Consider the following 15,330-nt stretch of genomic DNA (forward strand, 5'->3'; position numbering starts at 1 on the left):
CCCCACATTTCCACCAACAAACACAAAGGCCACCATGTCCGCCCTCTTCCAGCCCTACACCCTCAAAGGCATCACCCTGCGCAACCGCATCGCCGTGCCGCCCATGTGCCAGTACATGGCCGTCGATGGCCAGGCCAATGACTGGCATCTGTCGCATTACGCGGGCATGGCCCGTGGCGGCGCGGGACTGGTGATCGTCGAAGCGACGGCCGTGGCACCGGAAGGCCGCATCACGCCCGGCTGCACGGGTATCTGGAACGATGACCTGGCGCAAGCCTTCGTGCCTGTCGTCAAAGCCATCAAGGCGGCCGGCTCCGTGCCCGGCATCCAGATCGCCCACGCGGGCCGCAAGGCCAGCGCCAACCGTCCATGGGAAGGTGACGACCATATTCCTGAAGGCGACGCGCGCGGCTGGCAAACCATCGCCCCGTCCGCCATCGCCTTTGGCGGCGGCCTGCCGAAAGTGCCGCGCGCCATGGACCTCGACGATATCGCCCGCGTGAAACAGAACTTCGTCGACGCGGCCGTACGCGCCCGCGAAGTCGGTTTCGAATGGCTGGAGCTGCACTTCGCCCACGGCTACCTGGCGCAAAGCTTCTTTTCCGCCCACTCGAACCAGCGCAACGATATCTATGGCGGCAGCCTGGAAAACCGCAGCCGCTTCTTGCTGGAAACATTGAAAGCCGTGCGCGAAGTGTGGCCAGAGCACCTGCCGCTGACGATCCGCTTTGGCGTGCTGGAATTCGATGGCCGCGACGAGCAAACCCTGCTCGAATCGATCGGCCTCGTGCGCCAGTTCAAGGATGCCGGCATGGACATGATCAGCGTCAGCATGGGCTTCACGATTCCCGACGTGTCGATTCCATGGGGCCCGGCCTTCATGGGCCCGATTGCCGAGCGCGTGCGCCGCGAAGCGGGCGTTCCCGTCTCGTCCGCCTGGGGCTTCGGCACGCCAGCGATTGCCGAGCGCGTCGTCAAGGACGAACAGCTCGACGTGGTGATGGTCGGCAAGGCGCACCTGGCCAATCCGCACTGGGCATACTTTGCCGCCAAGGAACTCGGCGTGGAACGCGCCTCGTGGACCCTGCCGGCGCCGTACGCGCACTGGCTCGAGCGCTATTGATCGTCCTTGAGCGTCGCCGGATGCCCCTCCAGGGGCAGTTCCGGCAGGAACAGCAGGAAGACCAGTCCCAATAGCAGCAGCACGGCGCCGGCGCCAAACACGCTGGCGATCGCATGGCGGTACACGTCCACCGTCTGCGCCGCCGCCTGCGCACCCAGCGCCGACACGGCTTCCACGCCGTGCTTGTGCAGCTGGTGCGCGAGGATGGCGCCCGACGCCGTCACGCCCAGCAAGCCGCCCAGCGAGCGGAAAAAGGCCAGCATGGCCGTGCCCACGCCGCGGCGCGCCAGGGGCAAGGCATTTTGCACGGCGATCGTCATGTTCGGCATCACCAGTCCCAGCCCCGTGCCGAGGAAAAAGATGGCCGGCTCGATGATCCAGTAGCCGCGCGACGTTTCCATGCCCCAGGCCAGCACGGCAAACGCCAGCAGCGCCACGGCCAATCCCGCCACCTGCACCATCTTGTACTTGCCCGAGCGCGACAGCACCCGGCCGTTGAAGATCGACGACGCCACCAGCCCCACCATCATCGGCACCGTCATCACGCCGGACTCCGCCGGACTGGTGCCCATCACCAGCTGGAAGAACAGGGGAAAGAAGACGCTGGCGCCCATCAGGCCCATGAAGGTCACGGCCATCACCAGGCTGGCGATATTGAAGGTGCGGTTTTCGAACAGGTCGGGCGGCAGCACGGGCTCATCCACCTGCCCCACGTGCACCGCCAGCCAGATCCCCAGCAGCACGGCAATGCCGCCGCACACCTTGATGGCCAGCCCATCCCACGGCCACTCGGTGCCGCCCAGCGCCAGCACCAGCAGCGCCGCCGTGATGGCGCCCGTCAGCAATGCCGAGCCCAGATAATCGATCTTGTGCGCATGCGTGCGCAGCGGTTTGCGCATGGCGCGCGCGATGATGACAAAGGCAGCCGCGCCAATGGGCAGGTTGACATAGAAAATCCAGTGCCACGACAAGGCATCCGTGATCACGCCGCCCAGCACGGGACCGAGCACGCTGGTGACGGCATACACGATGGGCACCATGCCTTGCCGCTTGCCCCGCTCGGCCGGCGGCACGATGTCGCCGATGATGATTTGCGCCAGCGGCATGAAGCCGCCCGCCCCGAGGCCCTGAATGGCACGGAAGATAATGAGTTCCGTCATGTTCTGCGCCAGCCCGCACAGCACGGACCCGAGCAAGAAGGTCAGCAGGGCCGTAATGATCATGGGACGGCGACCGTACTGGTCGGCCAGCTTGCCGTACAGGGGCATGGTGGCCGTCGAGGCCAGCACATACGCCGTCACCACCCACGACAGATGGGCCATGCCGCCCAGGTCATCGACGATGCGCGGCAAGGCCGTGGCGACGATGCTCTGGTCCAGCGCACCGAGTCCCAGCACGGCCATCAGACCCAGGTAGATGGCGCGCACTTCGCGTTCGGTGATAGGCTTTACACCTGTGGTGGCTTGATCGTGGCGGCTCATGCTTGACCGATCTCAAGCAGCGGCTGCATGGCCGCTTCCAGTGCATCGATCTGCTGCGGCGTCAGACGGGCAATGCGCTGCGCCAGCACATCGCGGCGGCGCGCACGCAGGGTTTCGAGGATGGCCAGGCCTTGCGCGGACACCTGCAGCCCCGAGCGGCGCCGGTCTTGCGGATCGGGCGCGCCGCGTTCGACCAGTCCCGCTTCTTCGAGCGACTTGACCTGCGCGCTGACGGTCGGCCCGCGCACATTCTGCAGCCGCGCCAGCGCGGCCACGCCGATGCCCGGCTGCTCGTGAATCAGGGCCAGCAGCATGTATTGCATCATCGATACGCCGCCCTCCAGCTCGCCCCCTTCGCGCTGCATGGAGCGCAGCAAACGCTTGAACGCCGTGCGCAATTCATCGGACAGCGCCAGCGCGCGTTCGGGGATGGGAAGGTCTTCGATAGTGGACATGGGGATATAAGTAGGTAGACTATCTACCTATATTATGCCGTACCCGAGCACCATGCAAGGCTTTTTTCCGCCCCTGCCCTTCCCAAAACCCGCTTTGGCCGTCATAATAGCCGCCCTTGGGTCGTTAGCTCAGCTGGTAGAGCAGCGGACTTTTAATCCGTTGGTCGCAGGTTCGAATCCCGCACGGCCTACCAAGAATTTGTGGTTTGTTTGCAAGTCTTCATGGCAAGCACATGCCGCACAGAGTTACCGCAGTTCAGTTGTAAAGTTTTTGGGTCGTTAGCTCAGCTGGTAGAGCAGCGGACTTTTAATCCGTTGGTCGCAGGTTCGAATCCCGCACGGCCTACCAAATACTCAGAGAAGCCCACGAATTTCGGTTCGTGGGCTTTTTTGTTTCAGGCCCATTTATGGTCCGACTCCCAACCGGCTGGGCAGCGCACTTGCCCCCTCCGTCTAAGCAGCTTCAATTTCAGTTTGCAGTCGCTTCCATAGAACTCGCAGTTGCTTACGAATTGCTTGGGAGCCCATCCGTCTAGCAGCGTCATAGCCATAGGTGATGAAATTCCGGCGCCCAAGATGGGAGTACTGGCTATTTAATTTCTTTCTAAATAGGGGCCTAGCTACCTCTCCTCTACCCTCACGTGCAGCATTTCGCTTCTTCATGGTTGCTTTTGCAAGGCGAACGCCGCCACGCATACGCTCGGAATAGCGGGCAAGTGACGCCGACCGTAGTAATATGCGTTGGCCGTCAAAGAGAAAGCCAAGATATTGTAATGGTTTCGATGCAATTAATCCCCGCTCAGTTACAGAAAAATCTACTCGATCAGTCTTCTTTGGATTAATTTCCAACAAGAGCTTCGCGATTTCAGACACTGCGAGTGCCTCTGCCTCTGCCTTTTTCCCAGGGGGGACGATCAGCAGTATGTCATCGCAATAGCGGAAATAAAGACCGCCCACATGGTCAACAAATGCCTTCATCACCGAATCGTAGTTCAGCATGTAAAGATTCGACAGGAGCGCACTAATAGGCGATCCTTGAGGAATTCCCTTGTCTAGGTCATGCTTTACTACCAGCTTACTCCCCCGGATCTTCGACCTAAATACATCTGCACTACACAGCCTAACGGGTGCCGTGTCACGGTTGTTCATGGAGACACCTAGAAGGGCATAGAGCTGCTTCAGGTTCACTGTGGAATACTTAGTCAGCGACTTAAACACCGCGTAGTGATCTGCCGATAATTGCACCTGCCCCAGTAGGTTGGCCCAAGCGTTCTTCAAAAAGGCATGACTCAAGTTATCAAAAAAACCAGTGACATCGAGAGCAACAACTTCACTTGCGCCAAACTGCCTAATGGCCTCAAATGCTTCAAAAGCAAACTCGACATTACTCTTTCCTAACGAACGAAATGCCAATACGCAATCCTGCAAATTTCGTTTAGCAATTTCCTTCTCATATACCTTCGTAAGCTGGAAGGAGTAATAGGAATAAATGTGGCAATCAACGTGAGAAGCATAGGCAATGGGCCTAAGCTTTGGTATCCGCTTGAGCTTTTCTTCAGGGCCAGTGCGTTTGACCTTGAAACTCTCTATTGTGAATTCTATGAAGGGATAGAAACTGTGGCTAGAAACTTGACTAGGATCTTTCACCAGAATTTCGGCGTCTTTAAGGTTGATCGGATGATCAAAATGGGGATAGCCACGATGGCGATACCAAGGGTGCTTTTTACGAGGCTTCAACCTATACACCATCCATCGTTAGCAAACCGGGGAAGCGAAGATGGTGGCGATCCGCTGATCACCTCCCCGGATTAGGCTGGCAGTCTTCGTACCATTCAACCATGATTTCTCATAGCATGCCACGTACGTTAGAAATGTTGTACCATCATTTCATGGAGGCAATAATGCACGTCCCAATCATTCTGGCGCTGTCAATCTGGAAATCCTTCCGCGAGGTCGGTCCTTCAGGGCTTGACATCATGTGATACCCCTCCACACCTACATGTGGAGCAACTCAACTATACACCAAGTAGCATCCTGGCAACAATTGATTCAAAAAAAAGCTGAGTGCTTGTGCTGCGTGGCCAGTGGCGTCCGGGTCAAGTCCGCCATTCATACACGATTTCAGCCTTGACCGTCTCTATCTGCAGCAAGTTGCGCTTTATCAAATACCGATATGGCTCGATGAACTGCCATCCCCTTCCCCATACCTCCCCGGCGTCACGCCCATCACCCGCTTGAACATGGCGATGAAGGCGCTGACGTTGTCGTAGCCCAGGTCCAGCGCAATCGTCGTGACGGGCTGGCCGGCGGCCAATAATTCCAGGGCGCGCAGGATGCGGGCGCGCTGGCGCCAGGCGGACGGAGTAAAGCCGGTTTCCTGAGTAAAACGGCGCGCCAGGGTGCGCGGCGAGACGCCGGCCCAGGTGGCCAGCGCTTCCACTCCCCGCTCGTCGGCCAAGTCATCGAGGATGGCACGCGCCACGCGCAGCAGGCGCGGGTCCGTGGGCAGGGGCAAGCCGAAGGGCTCGTGCGGCGCGGCGGCGATTTCGTCGAGGATCACGCCCGCGATCCGTTCCTGCCGCACGTCGAGCGCGCCATCGTCCCAGGTGCTGGCGCGGCCCACTGCCTCGCGCAGCAAACCCGAGACACGCATCACGCACGGCGCGGCGGGCAAGCTGGCGCAACTGGCTTCGTCCACATACACGCTCCAGCCCGCAAACGGGCCATGCGAACGCAGACCATGGACGTGATGGGGCGGCATCCACACGCAATGGCTGGCCGGCACCACCCATTGCCCGCTGTCGGCAGCGATGGAAAGCAAGCCCCGCATGGCGCCGAACAGCTGGCCGCTGGCGTGGCGGTGCGCCGCCGTCACGCGCTCCTGCGGCTGGGCAATGCGCATAGCGCGCAGCGGCAGTGATGGCGACAAGATTGGCGGATTTGACGTATTGAATGACATAAACAACGCAGGCAAGACAATCCGGCCATCATACAGTGAAGTCTTTCCAACATTCAGGAGTGCATCATGCGTGCAGAAGACGTATTGCCGGACCAACAAAACCAGGGCCAGTTCAATGGCGTCACTGTACGCAAGGGCACGGTGGGCGCCTTCCTGGCCAATGCCCGGCTATGGCTGGACGAGTCCAGCGGCATCGCCGAACGGACCATAGCCGAGCGCGACATTGTCGACGCCCTGCCCGCCCTGCACGCGCTGGGACTGTTCGATATTGTGCAAGTGCGCGATGCGGCGCTGCGCGAACTGGTGGCCGCTTCTGCCGCGCGAGCAGGCTGACTCGTCCACGGCGCGCATTTCCTCTATCATGCTGCTTTGCCCGCCTTCGCACCCGCCATGCCGTTTACCATTGCCACCCCCGTCCACAGCGAATTGATCATCAAGAAAAGCCGTTTCATCGGTTGCGTGCAGCCGATGACGGACCGCGCCAGCGCGCAGCAGGTGGTCAATGACTTGAAGGCGCAGCATCCGGGCGCCTGCCATGTGTGCTGGGCACTGCTGGCGGGCGGGCAATCGGCGGCCGTCGATGATGGCGAACCGAGCGGCACAGCCGGACGGCCCATGCTCGACGTGCTGCGCCACCAGGACCTGGAAGGCGTGCTGGCAACCGTCGTGCGCTATTTTGGCGGGATCAAGCTCGGTGCGGGCGGCCTCGTGCGCGCCTACACGGATAGCGTGGCGCAAGCGTTGTTGCAAGCGGAAAAGACGGCCATCGTGCGCCAGCGAACCCTGCGCTGCACGGTGCCGTATGCGATGGAAGGCATGCTGCGCCGCGAACTCGATGGCGCCGGCGCCGCCTTGCTGAACGTGGAACACGGCGAGCACGTGCTGTTCGACTTCAGCCTGGCGGAAGCGGCAGCCACCGCCCTGCTCGCGCATTTGCATGAGGCGGGCAATGGACGGATAGCCTGGCTGAAATTGGAAGCCGAAGAGGAAGAATAAAACTTACAAATTGGGAGGGCGCTTGATCTGCAGCATGATGAAATGCGTCCACGCCAGCGCCGGCAGCACCATCAACAGCAACATCAGCCCGGCAGGCATGTCCGGCACGAAACGCACGAAGCAGCCGAGAAAACCGGCGATGGCCAGCCAGAAGCGCCAGTTGAACGCATATGCCTTGCGCGCCACCGTGGCCAGCGCGATGCGCCAGAATTCCAGCAAGGCCCACACCCCGCCCGTCAGCAGCAGCGCGGCCAGCGCATTGGCGCCGGGGGCGTCGGCCCAGGTGCGCACCAGGTTGTACAACAGCACGGGATAGCCGGCCGTGATGGCCAGGGTGGCCGGGCCGGCGGCGATGACAGCTTCAAACAGCTGCCCTTTGGAACGATGATCCACTGATACTCCTCAAGCCACGACGCCGGACTGGGCGGCGATCACTTGCAGCGCGCCGGCCGCGTCCTGCGCCCAGACGCGCGTAAAACGGAAGTCGCCATGCGTTTCCACGTCGTGATAGGTGCCCGTCAGCTGCATGCGCACGGAGACGACGGCCACGCTGCCGTTGATGCGCACATGGCGCTCGGACGCGCGCAAGTCGGTGATGGCCAGCAGGCGCTGCTCGTGCGCGGCCAGGTCCGCATGCTTGCTCAACAAGTGGCCCAGGTGATTGGTAAACAGCAAGTCGTCGGCCAGCAAGGCATTCAACGCGGCCACATCGGAGCCCATCATGGCCAGGCGCAAGCGCTCTTCCGCATCGAGCACTTGTACTTCAGTTAATGCATTCATCTTCTTCCTATCAAATAGTCTGGCGCATCTTAGCAAACGGGAAAAGCATGCTTGCACGAAATAGCTAAATTCACAATCAGCCACAAGGCTTATACCTGTGAAGCATATTTATATAGCGTAATATTCGCAGCGGTATTGCGCAAAACGCCACCATAGTACTGTACAGTGCTTGCCCTTCCGCCCCGGGCTGGGGCAGCTGTCAGTTGTAGTACTGTTTTATGTGCTCCGTGCAGTCTCGAATAAAACCAAGATAAGGCCCCTTCATGGCAATTAACATCATCCTGAACCTGCTCGTTGCGTTGCTCGTCTTCGCTTTCATGTTCCACCAGCAACGCAAACACGCGACGTTTACCGTGCGCGTCTTCACGGGCCTGGGCCTGGGCGTGCTGCTCGGCGCGGCCGTGCAGTGGCTGTACGGCGCCGGCTCGCCCATCATTGCGGGCACCAATGAATACATGGACATCGTCGGCAGCGGCTACGTAAAATTGCTGCAGATGATCATCATGCCGCTGATCATGGTGTCCATCATTTCCGCCATCCTGAAACTCAAGGACGCGAGCTCGCTGGGCAAGATCAGCGCACTGACCATCGGCACCCTGCTCATCACCACGACCGTTGCCGCCGCGCTGGGCATTTTGATGGCCAAGCTGTTCGGTCTGACGGCTGTCGGCCTGACGTCGAGCGCCGCCGAAGTGGCGCGCGGCGTGCAGCTGCAGGGCTCGCTGGAAACGGCGAAAGCCCTGTCCCTGCCGAAACTGCTGGTCAGCTTCGTGCCGACCAACCCCTTCCTCGACATGACGGGCGCGCGCAAGACGTCGACTATCGCCGTGGTCGTGTTCTCGATCTTCATCGGCATTTCGGCCACCGGCATCGCGGCGAAAAAGCCGGAGATTTTCGCCTCGTTCGAGAACTTCATGAAAGTGGCGCACGCCATCGTCATGCGCATGGTCACCCTGGTGCTGCGCCTGACGCCGTACGGCGTGTTCGCGCTGATGTTTGAAGTGGTCGCCTCGTCGAGCTACACGGACATCTTGAAACTGATCAACTTCGTCGTTGCCTCGTACAGCGCGCTGATATTGATGTTCCTCGTGCACCTGGCCATCATCGCCGGCGTGGGCCTGAACCCGCTGCGCTTCGTGAAAAAAGTCTTCCCCGTGCTCGCCTTCGCGTTCACGTCGCGCACCAGTGCCGGTTCGATCCCGATGAGCGTGCAGACGCAAACCCAGCGCCTGGGCACGCCGGAAGGCATCGCCAACTTCGCCGCCTCGTTCGGTTCGACCATCGGCCAGAACGGCTGCGCCGGCATCTATCCGGCCATGCTGGCCGTCATGATCGCCCCGACAGTCGGCGTCGATCCCTTCACGGTCAGCTTCCTGCTGCCCTTGCTGGCCATCATCACCATCGGTTCCGTCGGCGTGGCCGGCGTGGGCGGCGGCGCCACGTTTGCCGCGCTGATCGTGCTGTCAGCGATGGACTTGCCTGTCGCACTGGCCGGCTTGCTGATCTCCGTCGAACCGCTGATCGACATGGGCCGCACGGCCCTGAACGTGAGCGGCTCGATCACGGCCGGCACCGTCACCAGCCGGGTCATGGGACAGACCGACCTGGCCGTCTACAACAGCGACGACGCGCCGGACCTGGACGAAGCGGAACACGCCGCCTAAGCAACTCTCCAGCGGCGCGCCGCGCCTTGCCGCTTTCCTCTATATTTATCAACAATAAATACGGAGGAAGGCGCAAGGCGATGGAACAGAAATGGCCGCAGCAAATCTGGATCGTGCGTCACGGCCAAAGTGCCGGCAACGTGGCGCGCGATGCCGCCGAAGCGGAAAAGCACCTATTGATCGCCATCGCCGAGCGCGATGTCGACGTCCCCCTCTCCGAGCTGGGCACGCGCCAGGCCCAAGCCCTCGGTGACTGGTTCGCCACCCTTCCCCCTGAACAACAACCGACCATCGTGCTGTATTCGCCGTACGTGCGGGCGCAGCAGACGGCGCAAGCCGTGCTGGCGCGCATCGATGCGGACAGCTTGAGCTCCGTGGTGGCCGACGAGCGCCTGCGCGAAAAGGAATTCGGCATCCTCGACCGCCTGACCGTGCACGGCATCGCCAGCAAGTACCCGGAATTGCACGAGCAGCGCCAGCACGTGGGCAAGTTTTACTTCCGTCCGCCGGGCGGCGAAAGCTGGTGCGACGTCATCCTGCGCCTGCGCAGCGTGCTCGACACCATCACCCGCGAATACCGGGGCGAGCGGGTGCTGATCGTCGGCCACCAGGTCATCGTCAATTGCTTCCGCTACCTGCTCGATCGCTGCGACGAGCAAGCCATCCTGGCCATCGACAAGGCGGCCGACGTGCCCAACTGCGGCGTCACTTCGTATGCTTTCAATCCCGCCCTGGGCAAGCACGGCAAGCTGCAACTAGACCTGTGCAACTTCGTCGCGCCACTGGAAGAATCGGGTACACCTGTCACGGCCCAGCCCGACATGCCGGCCGCGCCCAAGTCCTAGTTTTCCGGAGACCATGCATGGACACCACCGACATCACGCCTGCCCTGCTGCGCTCCTGGCCCCTGCCCATGCCGCAGCCCGACGGCGACAAGGAAGTGCGCGGCCATCTGCTGGTCGTCGCCGGCTCGGCGGAAATGCCAGGCGCCATCCTGCTGGCGGCCACGGCAGCGCTGCGCGCGGGCGCGGGCAAGCTGACCCTGGCGACGGGCGCGTCGGTGGCGGCGCAAGTGGCCATCGCCATGCCCGAGGCGCGGGTCATCGGCCTGGACGAAACGGCGCAAGGCGGCTTCCGGCACGAGGCGCAACACCAGCTGGCGCCGCTGGCCGGCAAGGTGGACGCCGTGCTCGTCGGGCCAGGCATGTGCGACACGGCCGCCAGCTGCGAGCTGATGCGCCACCTGCTGCCACTGTTTGCCGCCAGCCGTTTGATCCTTGATGCGCGCGCCATGCAGGTCGTGCGCAAGCCCGCGCACTTCCGGTTTGACCAGCCCGTGCTGCTGACGCCGCACGCGGGCGAGCTGGCCCAGCTGATGGGCCTGTCGAAAGACGCCGTGCTGGCCGACCCGCATGCCTGTGCCACGGACGCGGCGCGGCGCTGGAATGCCATCGTCGCCCTGAAAGGCGCGCTGACCGTCATCGCCATGCCCGATGGCACGACCTGGACGCATGCGGGCGGCAATATCGGCCTGGCCATTTCCGGTTCCGGCGACACCCTGGCCGGCATCATCACGGGCCTGGCGGCGCGCGGTGCACCGTTGGAGCAGGCGTGCGCCTGGGGCATCGCCCTGCATGCGCTGGCGGGCGAACAGCTGGCCCTGCGCTTCGGCATCCTCGGCTACCTGGCGCGCGAAATCCCGGCCGAGATTCCGGCGCTGCTGCGCAATCTGGCGGCATAAAAACAACAGCATAAGCATATCCAGAAAGAATCGTTAGCGCTGGCGGGCGCCTCCCTTAAGCTCATTGCAATTGTTTCCATACGAACATTAATCGAGCCCAAAGGACACCGCCTTGTATCCGCGCCATTCAACCGCCACGCCTTCTCTTCCCGCCACGCCGCTGCGCGCCATCGTGCTGGCCTGCGCCATGCTGGCCACCGCGCCCGCCTGGGCCCAGGACGCGCAAACAAACACAGGCACGACCGCAGAGACGGCCAGCGCCAGCATCGACCAGGTCACCGTCGTCGGTTCGCGCGCCCGCAACCGCACGGTGTTCGACAGCAGCGTGCCCATCGACCGTTTCGGCGCGCGCGAAGTGAGCAATGCGCTGTCGACGGGCGACGTGGGCGCGGCCCTGCAAAACCTGTCGCCGTCGATCAACTTCCCCCGCATCGAGTCGAGCGGCGCGTCTGACTCCGTGCGCGGCATCCAGTTGCGGGGATTGGCGCCCGACCAGGTACTGGTGCTGATCAACGGCAAGCGCCGCCACACGAGCGCCGTGCTCGACACGGAAAGCAGCTTTGCCGGCACCGTGCCGGTCGACATCAATGCGATTCCGCCCAACGCCATCGACCACATCGAAATCCTGCGCGATGGCGCCGGCGCCCAGTACGGCAGTGACGCCGTGGCAGGTGTCATCAACATCGTGCTGAAAAAGGCACGCACAGGCGGCGCCGCGTCCATCAGCTACGGCGCCAACCACACGCATTTCGATCCGACAGCTCAAACCCTGACGGATGGCCAGACCGTCATCGTCAACGCCGACTATGGCGTGCCTCTGGGCGAGGCGGGATTCTTCCGCTTCGGCGCGGAAACACGGCGCCGCTCGCCCACGGAACGGGCCGGCCCCAGCGACGCTGGCTGGACGTCCTATAACTTCACGCCAGCCGACCAGGCGCTCGACGGCAAGGTCGTGTTCAAGTCGGGCGACTCGCGCCAGCGCAACAACTATGTGTTCTACAACACCCAGCTCACCCTGGCCAACGGCCTGGACCTGTACTCGTTTGCCACCCTCAACGAGCGTAAATCGGACGGCAGCGCCTACTTCCGCTATCCAGGCGACCCGTCGAACGTACCGGCCCTGTATCCGAACGGCTACCGCCCCGTCACCAACGGCGACAAGCGCGACCTCAGCATCGTGGCCGGCGTGCGCGGCAGCGCGGGCGAGTGGAACTGGGACGCCAGCGCGCGCCACGGCAGCGACCGCTTTGACTACGGCGTGAGCCATTCCGTCAACGCCTCGCTGGGCGCGGCCAGCCCCACGCGCTTCAGCCTGGCCGGCTTCGATTTCCGCCAGAACGCCTTGAATTTCGATGCCACGCGGACCATCGACATCGGCTTGCCCGCTTCCTTGAGCGTGGCCGTGGGCGCCGAATGGATGCGCGAAACCTACACCAGCTCGGCCGGCGACCCAGCCTCGTATGCGGCCGGCAGCTTCACGGATGCGCCACCGGGCGCCCAGGCCGGACCGGGCTTGCGCCCATCGGACGCCTACGACGGCAGCCGCCAGATCCGCTCCGTATATGCGGACGTGGAAAGCGACCTTACGTCGCGCCTGCTGGTGGGCGCCGCCGCCCGCTACTCGCACTACAGCGACTTCGGCAGCGCCAGCACGGGCAAGCTGTCCACCCGCTATAAAGTGACGGACAATTTTCTCGTGCGCGGCTCGCTGTCGAACAGCTTCCGCGCGCCAGCCCTCGTGCAGACGGGTTTCCGCTTTGCCACGCTGAACTTCAACGCCGATGGCACGGCCCTGCAAACGGCGGCCCTGCTGCCGGCCAGCGACCCGCTGGCGCGCAGCTTTGGCGCGCAACAACTGAAACCTGAAAAATCGACCAACGTCTCGCTGGGCCTGGCCTGGAAACCGGCCGCCGCCACCAGCGTGACGGTGGATGCCTACGTGATCCGCATCCGCGACCGCATCACGCGCTCGAGCGACTTGCAAAGCGACGCCGTCACGGCTTACCTGGCCGCGAATGGCCGCAGCGACATTCAGTCCGTGGCCTACCTGGCCAATCTGCTCGACACACGTACTAAGGGCCTGGACGTGGTGCTGAACCACGACCTGGCGTTCACGTCAGGCAAACTGAACCTGAACGCGGCGCTGAACCTGAACAAGACCAGCCTCGACAAGGTGCGTCAGAGCTCCGCTGCGCTGGCCAATATCGATCCGAGTCTGACCCTGCTGACGGAGACGAGTTTGTTCCGCATCAAACATGCGTCCCCCAACAGCAAATTGATACTCGGCGCCGACTGGCAGGCGGCCGGCTGGGGCGTGCAGGCGCGCGCCACGCGCTTTGGCGAGCTGAAAGATTTTTCGTACGACAGCGATGCGCCCCTGATCGACGGCATCCCCGCACAGCGCTTCGGCGCCGTCTGGTCGCTGGACCTGGAAGGCCAGTTGAAACTGAGCAGGCAGCTGACCTTGAGCGTGGGCGGCAACAACATCCTCGACCGCTATCCGCAGCGCGTGCGGGAAACGAATAACGCCACGTATGGCGGCGCCCTGCCCTACAATTTCATCAACCCCATCGGCGTCAATGGCGCGTACTTTTACGCCAAGCTGAACTACACCTTCTAACGCCACGGAAAGAACCCATGATCATCAAGAAAATATCCCACCTCGTCGCCGGCGCCTGCCTGAGCGCCCTCATGCTGTCCGCCGCCCAGGCCGCCACACCGCTGGTACTGATGACGGACTTCGGCACGGCCGATGGCGCCGTGTCCGCCATGCATGGCGTGGCCTATGGCGTCGATCCCCAGCTGACCATTTCGGACCTGACGCACCAGATTCCCGACTACGACATCTGGCTGGGCGCCTACCGCCTGTACCAGACAGCCAATTACTGGCCGCAAGGCACGGTGTTCGTGTCCGTCATCGACCCGGGCGTGGGCACGGCGCGCAAGTCGGTGGTGCTGAAAACCAAGGGTGGACGCTACTTCGTGGGGCCGGACAACGGCCTGTTCACCCTGATCGCCGAGCGCGACGGCGTGGCGGAACTGCGCGAAATCGATGAAAAGGTCAATCGCCTGGCCGGCTCCGCCGAGTCCTACACCTTCCATGGCCGCGACGTGTACGCCTACGTGGGCGCGCGCCTGGCATCGGGCGCCATCCGCTATGAACAGGTGGGCCCGCAATTGCCGAGCGAATCCGTGGTCAAGATCGCGTATCAGAAACCGGTACGCGACGGCAATACCATCCGCGGCATCGTGCCCGTGCTGGACGTCAAGTATGGCAACGTGTGGACGAATATCCCGAAATCGCTGCTCGATGAATTGCAGGTCAAACCGCACGATCCGCTGCAAGTGCGCATCCTGCACAAGGGCAAGCAAGTGGCCGAGGTCACGGCGCCGTTCGAGCACACGTTTGGCGGCGTGGCCAAGGGCAAGCCCCTGGTCTACCTGAACAGCCTGCTCGACGTGGCCGTCGCCATCAGCCAGGGTGACTTTGCCGCCAAACATCACGTCGAGTCGGGCGTGGATTGGGAAGTGGAAGTGAGCAAAGTTTCTTCGTCGAAATAAGCATGGTCCGCAGCCAGGACACACAGTCCTGGCCGTTTCAAATTTTTCTACTGCAGGTTTGCGCTACGTCAAACCAAACGCTTTCCCCGCCTCCACAACGCCGCTCATTTGTAATTGTGGTGAACCTGCGCCCACCTGCCTACTCTAAATTTTGCAAACGATGCCAGCCTTGTTCCAGATGCGCGATCTGGCAAGGCATGCTTTTCCACGACAGCATTCCACTGAAAAGGAACAATCATGACGGCTCCACTCCTGACCACCAGCAAGCTCGTTCTCGGTAGCGCCATCGTCTGTGCGCTGCTGGGCGGATGCAACAAACGTAACGACACCGACACTGGCACCGGTGCCACCACCTCGCCGAACACGACGAACCCGGCAACCGCACCCGGCACCAGCGGGACCAGCGGCACATCGGGCACCACCACGCCGGATACCACGACACCCGGCACAACGCCGGGGACGACACCAGGCACGACCAACCCCGATGGCACGACCACGCCGCCAACCACGCAACCCAACGGCACTACGCCGGGCACAGGAACCGGCACCGGAGGTACGGGCACAGGCACG

The 15,330-nt window shown here is 62.4% G+C and carries 15 protein-coding genes and 2 tRNA genes; 10 read left to right on the plus strand and 7 right to left on the minus strand.

All coding sequences use genetic code 11. The annotated features are described in order from the left end of the window. Positions 1–34 precede the first annotated feature (34 nt). Entirely contained in the window at positions 35–1,123 is a 1,089-nt protein-coding gene (locus MRBLMS1_RS09225) for an NADH:flavin oxidoreductase/NADH oxidase (protein WP_485879105.1), read from the plus strand. On the opposite strand, the gene MRBLMS1_RS09230 is transcribed toward MRBLMS1_RS09225, so the two are convergent. Together MRBLMS1_RS09230 and MRBLMS1_RS09235 are read right to left on the minus strand one after the other, a co-directional pair. After that, positions 1,117–2,604, minus strand: coding sequence for an MDR family MFS transporter (locus MRBLMS1_RS09230; RefSeq protein ID WP_485879107.1), 1,488 nt, complete (start codon positions 2,602–2,604; stop codon positions 1,117–1,119). The genes MRBLMS1_RS09225 and MRBLMS1_RS09230 overlap by 7 nt on opposite strands. Next, the gene (locus tag MRBLMS1_RS09235; RefSeq protein WP_485879109.1) at positions 2,601–3,059 is read right to left on the minus strand and encodes a MarR family winged helix-turn-helix transcriptional regulator; all 459 of its coding nucleotides are present in this window, start codon (positions 3,057–3,059) and stop codon (positions 2,601–2,603) included. The genes MRBLMS1_RS09230 and MRBLMS1_RS09235 overlap by 4 nt, the downstream gene beginning before the upstream one ends. Positions 3,060–3,177: 118 nt before the next feature. On the opposite strand from MRBLMS1_RS09235, the gene MRBLMS1_RS09240 reads away from it, so the two are divergent. Together MRBLMS1_RS09240 and MRBLMS1_RS09245 are read left to right on the plus strand one after the other, a co-directional pair. Then, a tRNA-Lys gene (locus tag MRBLMS1_RS09240) sits at positions 3,178–3,253 on the plus strand. A 79-nt stretch (positions 3,254–3,332) separates the two neighbouring features. Then, positions 3,333–3,408: transfer RNA gene (locus MRBLMS1_RS09245), tRNA-Lys, on the plus strand. A gap of 104 nt (positions 3,409–3,512) precedes the next feature. Here the strand turns inward: MRBLMS1_RS09245 and drt2 are convergent. Beyond that, positions 3,513–4,796 carry an antiviral reverse transcriptase Drt2 gene (drt2, locus tag MRBLMS1_RS09250; RefSeq protein WP_485879110.1) on the minus strand — a complete coding sequence of 428 codons (1,284 nt, stop codon included), beginning with the start codon at positions 4,794–4,796 and terminating at the stop codon, positions 3,513–3,515. A 424-nt stretch (positions 4,797–5,220) separates the two neighbouring features. Continuing rightward, positions 5,221–5,991 (minus strand): AraC family transcriptional regulator, encoded by a 771-nt coding sequence (locus tag MRBLMS1_RS09255; RefSeq protein ID WP_485879163.1) that lies wholly within the window; start codon positions 5,989–5,991, stop codon positions 5,221–5,223. 93 nt (positions 5,992–6,084) lie between these two features. Between MRBLMS1_RS09255 and MRBLMS1_RS09260 the strand changes: the two genes are divergently transcribed. Together MRBLMS1_RS09260 and MRBLMS1_RS09265 are read left to right on the plus strand one after the other, a co-directional pair. After that, positions 6,085–6,351, plus strand: coding sequence for a hypothetical protein (locus MRBLMS1_RS09260; RefSeq protein ID WP_139090859.1), 267 nt, complete (start codon positions 6,085–6,087; stop codon positions 6,349–6,351). Positions 6,352–6,408: 57 nt separating this feature from the next. Further along, complete coding sequence (locus MRBLMS1_RS09265; RefSeq protein ID WP_485879113.1) at positions 6,409–7,014, plus strand: IMPACT family protein; 606 nt, start codon at positions 6,409–6,411, stop codon at positions 7,012–7,014. 3 nt (positions 7,015–7,017) lie between these two features. Here the strand turns inward: MRBLMS1_RS09265 and MRBLMS1_RS09270 are convergent, their stop codons facing one another. Both MRBLMS1_RS09270 and MRBLMS1_RS09275 read right to left on the minus strand, forming a co-directional pair. Continuing rightward, the gene (locus tag MRBLMS1_RS09270) at positions 7,018–7,407 is read right to left on the minus strand and encodes a hypothetical protein (RefSeq protein WP_331778913.1); all 390 of its coding nucleotides are present in this window, start codon (positions 7,405–7,407) and stop codon (positions 7,018–7,020) included. A gap of 9 nt (positions 7,408–7,416) precedes the next feature. Beyond that, positions 7,417–7,794, minus strand: a complete 378-nt coding sequence (locus tag MRBLMS1_RS09275) for a nuclear transport factor 2 family protein (protein WP_485879115.1) — start codon at positions 7,792–7,794, stop codon at positions 7,417–7,419. 263 nt (positions 7,795–8,057) lie between these two features. On the opposite strand from MRBLMS1_RS09275, the gene MRBLMS1_RS09280 reads away from it, so the two are divergent. The 5 genes from MRBLMS1_RS09280 to MRBLMS1_RS09300 all read left to right on the plus strand — a co-directional run bounded on the left by MRBLMS1_RS09280 (position 8,058) and on the right by MRBLMS1_RS09300 (position 14,760). Then, on the plus strand, positions 8,058–9,458 hold the full coding sequence (locus MRBLMS1_RS09280; RefSeq protein ID WP_070300878.1) for an L-cystine transporter: 1,401 nt from the start codon (positions 8,058–8,060) through the stop codon (positions 9,456–9,458). Between the two features lie 80 nt (positions 9,459–9,538). Continuing rightward, positions 9,539–10,303 carry a histidine phosphatase family protein gene (locus tag MRBLMS1_RS09285; RefSeq protein WP_485879117.1) on the plus strand — a complete coding sequence of 255 codons (765 nt, stop codon included), beginning with the start codon at positions 9,539–9,541 and terminating at the stop codon, positions 10,301–10,303. A 17-nt stretch (positions 10,304–10,320) separates the two neighbouring features. Continuing rightward, positions 10,321–11,199 carry an NAD(P)H-hydrate dehydratase gene (locus MRBLMS1_RS09290; RefSeq protein WP_485879119.1) on the plus strand — a complete coding sequence of 293 codons (879 nt, stop codon included), beginning with the start codon at positions 10,321–10,323 and terminating at the stop codon, positions 11,197–11,199. Between the two features lie 112 nt (positions 11,200–11,311). Then, on the plus strand, positions 11,312–13,819 hold the full coding sequence (locus MRBLMS1_RS09295; protein WP_485879121.1) for a TonB-dependent receptor plug domain-containing protein: 2,508 nt from the start codon (positions 11,312–11,314) through the stop codon (positions 13,817–13,819). A 17-nt stretch (positions 13,820–13,836) separates the two neighbouring features. After that, positions 13,837–14,760, plus strand: a complete 924-nt coding sequence (locus tag MRBLMS1_RS09300) for an SAM hydrolase/SAM-dependent halogenase family protein (protein WP_485879122.1) — start codon at positions 13,837–13,839, stop codon at positions 14,758–14,760. A gap of 104 nt (positions 14,761–14,864) precedes the next feature. Here MRBLMS1_RS09300 and MRBLMS1_RS09305 read toward each other — a convergent pair whose 3' ends face one another. Then, positions 14,865–15,233 carry a hypothetical protein gene (locus MRBLMS1_RS09305; protein WP_485879123.1) on the minus strand — a complete coding sequence of 123 codons (369 nt, stop codon included), beginning with the start codon at positions 15,231–15,233 and terminating at the stop codon, positions 14,865–14,867. Positions 15,234–15,330 lie beyond the last annotated feature (97 nt).

This window comes from Massilia sp. LMS1-1-1.1 (assembly GCF_040815535.1).
Lineage (GTDB): Bacteria > Pseudomonadota > Gammaproteobacteria > Burkholderiales > Burkholderiaceae_D > Janthinobacterium > Janthinobacterium aestuarii.

Bases quoted from the DNA above. Each gene is read 5' to 3' on its own strand.
- MRBLMS1_RS09225 (WP_485879105.1), top strand. From the start codon at position 35: ATGTCCGCCCTCTTCCAGCCCTACACCCTCAAAGGCATCACCCTGCGC.
- MRBLMS1_RS09230 (WP_485879107.1), bottom strand. From the start codon at position 2,604: ATGAGCCGCCACGATCAAGCCACCACAGGTGTAAAGCCTATCACCGAA.
- MRBLMS1_RS09235 (WP_485879109.1), bottom strand. From the start codon at position 3,059: ATGTCCACTATCGAAGACCTTCCCATCCCCGAACGCGCGCTGGCGCTG.
- MRBLMS1_RS09260 (WP_139090859.1), top strand. From the start codon at position 6,085: ATGCGTGCAGAAGACGTATTGCCGGACCAACAAAACCAGGGCCAGTTC.
- MRBLMS1_RS09265 (WP_485879113.1), top strand. From the start codon at position 6,409: ATGCCGTTTACCATTGCCACCCCCGTCCACAGCGAATTGATCATCAAG.
- MRBLMS1_RS09275 (WP_485879115.1), bottom strand. From the start codon at position 7,794: ATGAATGCATTAACTGAAGTACAAGTGCTCGATGCGGAAGAGCGCTTG.
- MRBLMS1_RS09280 (WP_070300878.1), top strand. From the start codon at position 8,058: ATGGCAATTAACATCATCCTGAACCTGCTCGTTGCGTTGCTCGTCTTC.
- MRBLMS1_RS09285 (WP_485879117.1), top strand. From the start codon at position 9,539: ATGGAACAGAAATGGCCGCAGCAAATCTGGATCGTGCGTCACGGCCAA.
- MRBLMS1_RS09290 (WP_485879119.1), top strand. From the start codon at position 10,321: ATGGACACCACCGACATCACGCCTGCCCTGCTGCGCTCCTGGCCCCTG.
- MRBLMS1_RS09300 (WP_485879122.1), top strand. From the start codon at position 13,837: ATGATCATCAAGAAAATATCCCACCTCGTCGCCGGCGCCTGCCTGAGC.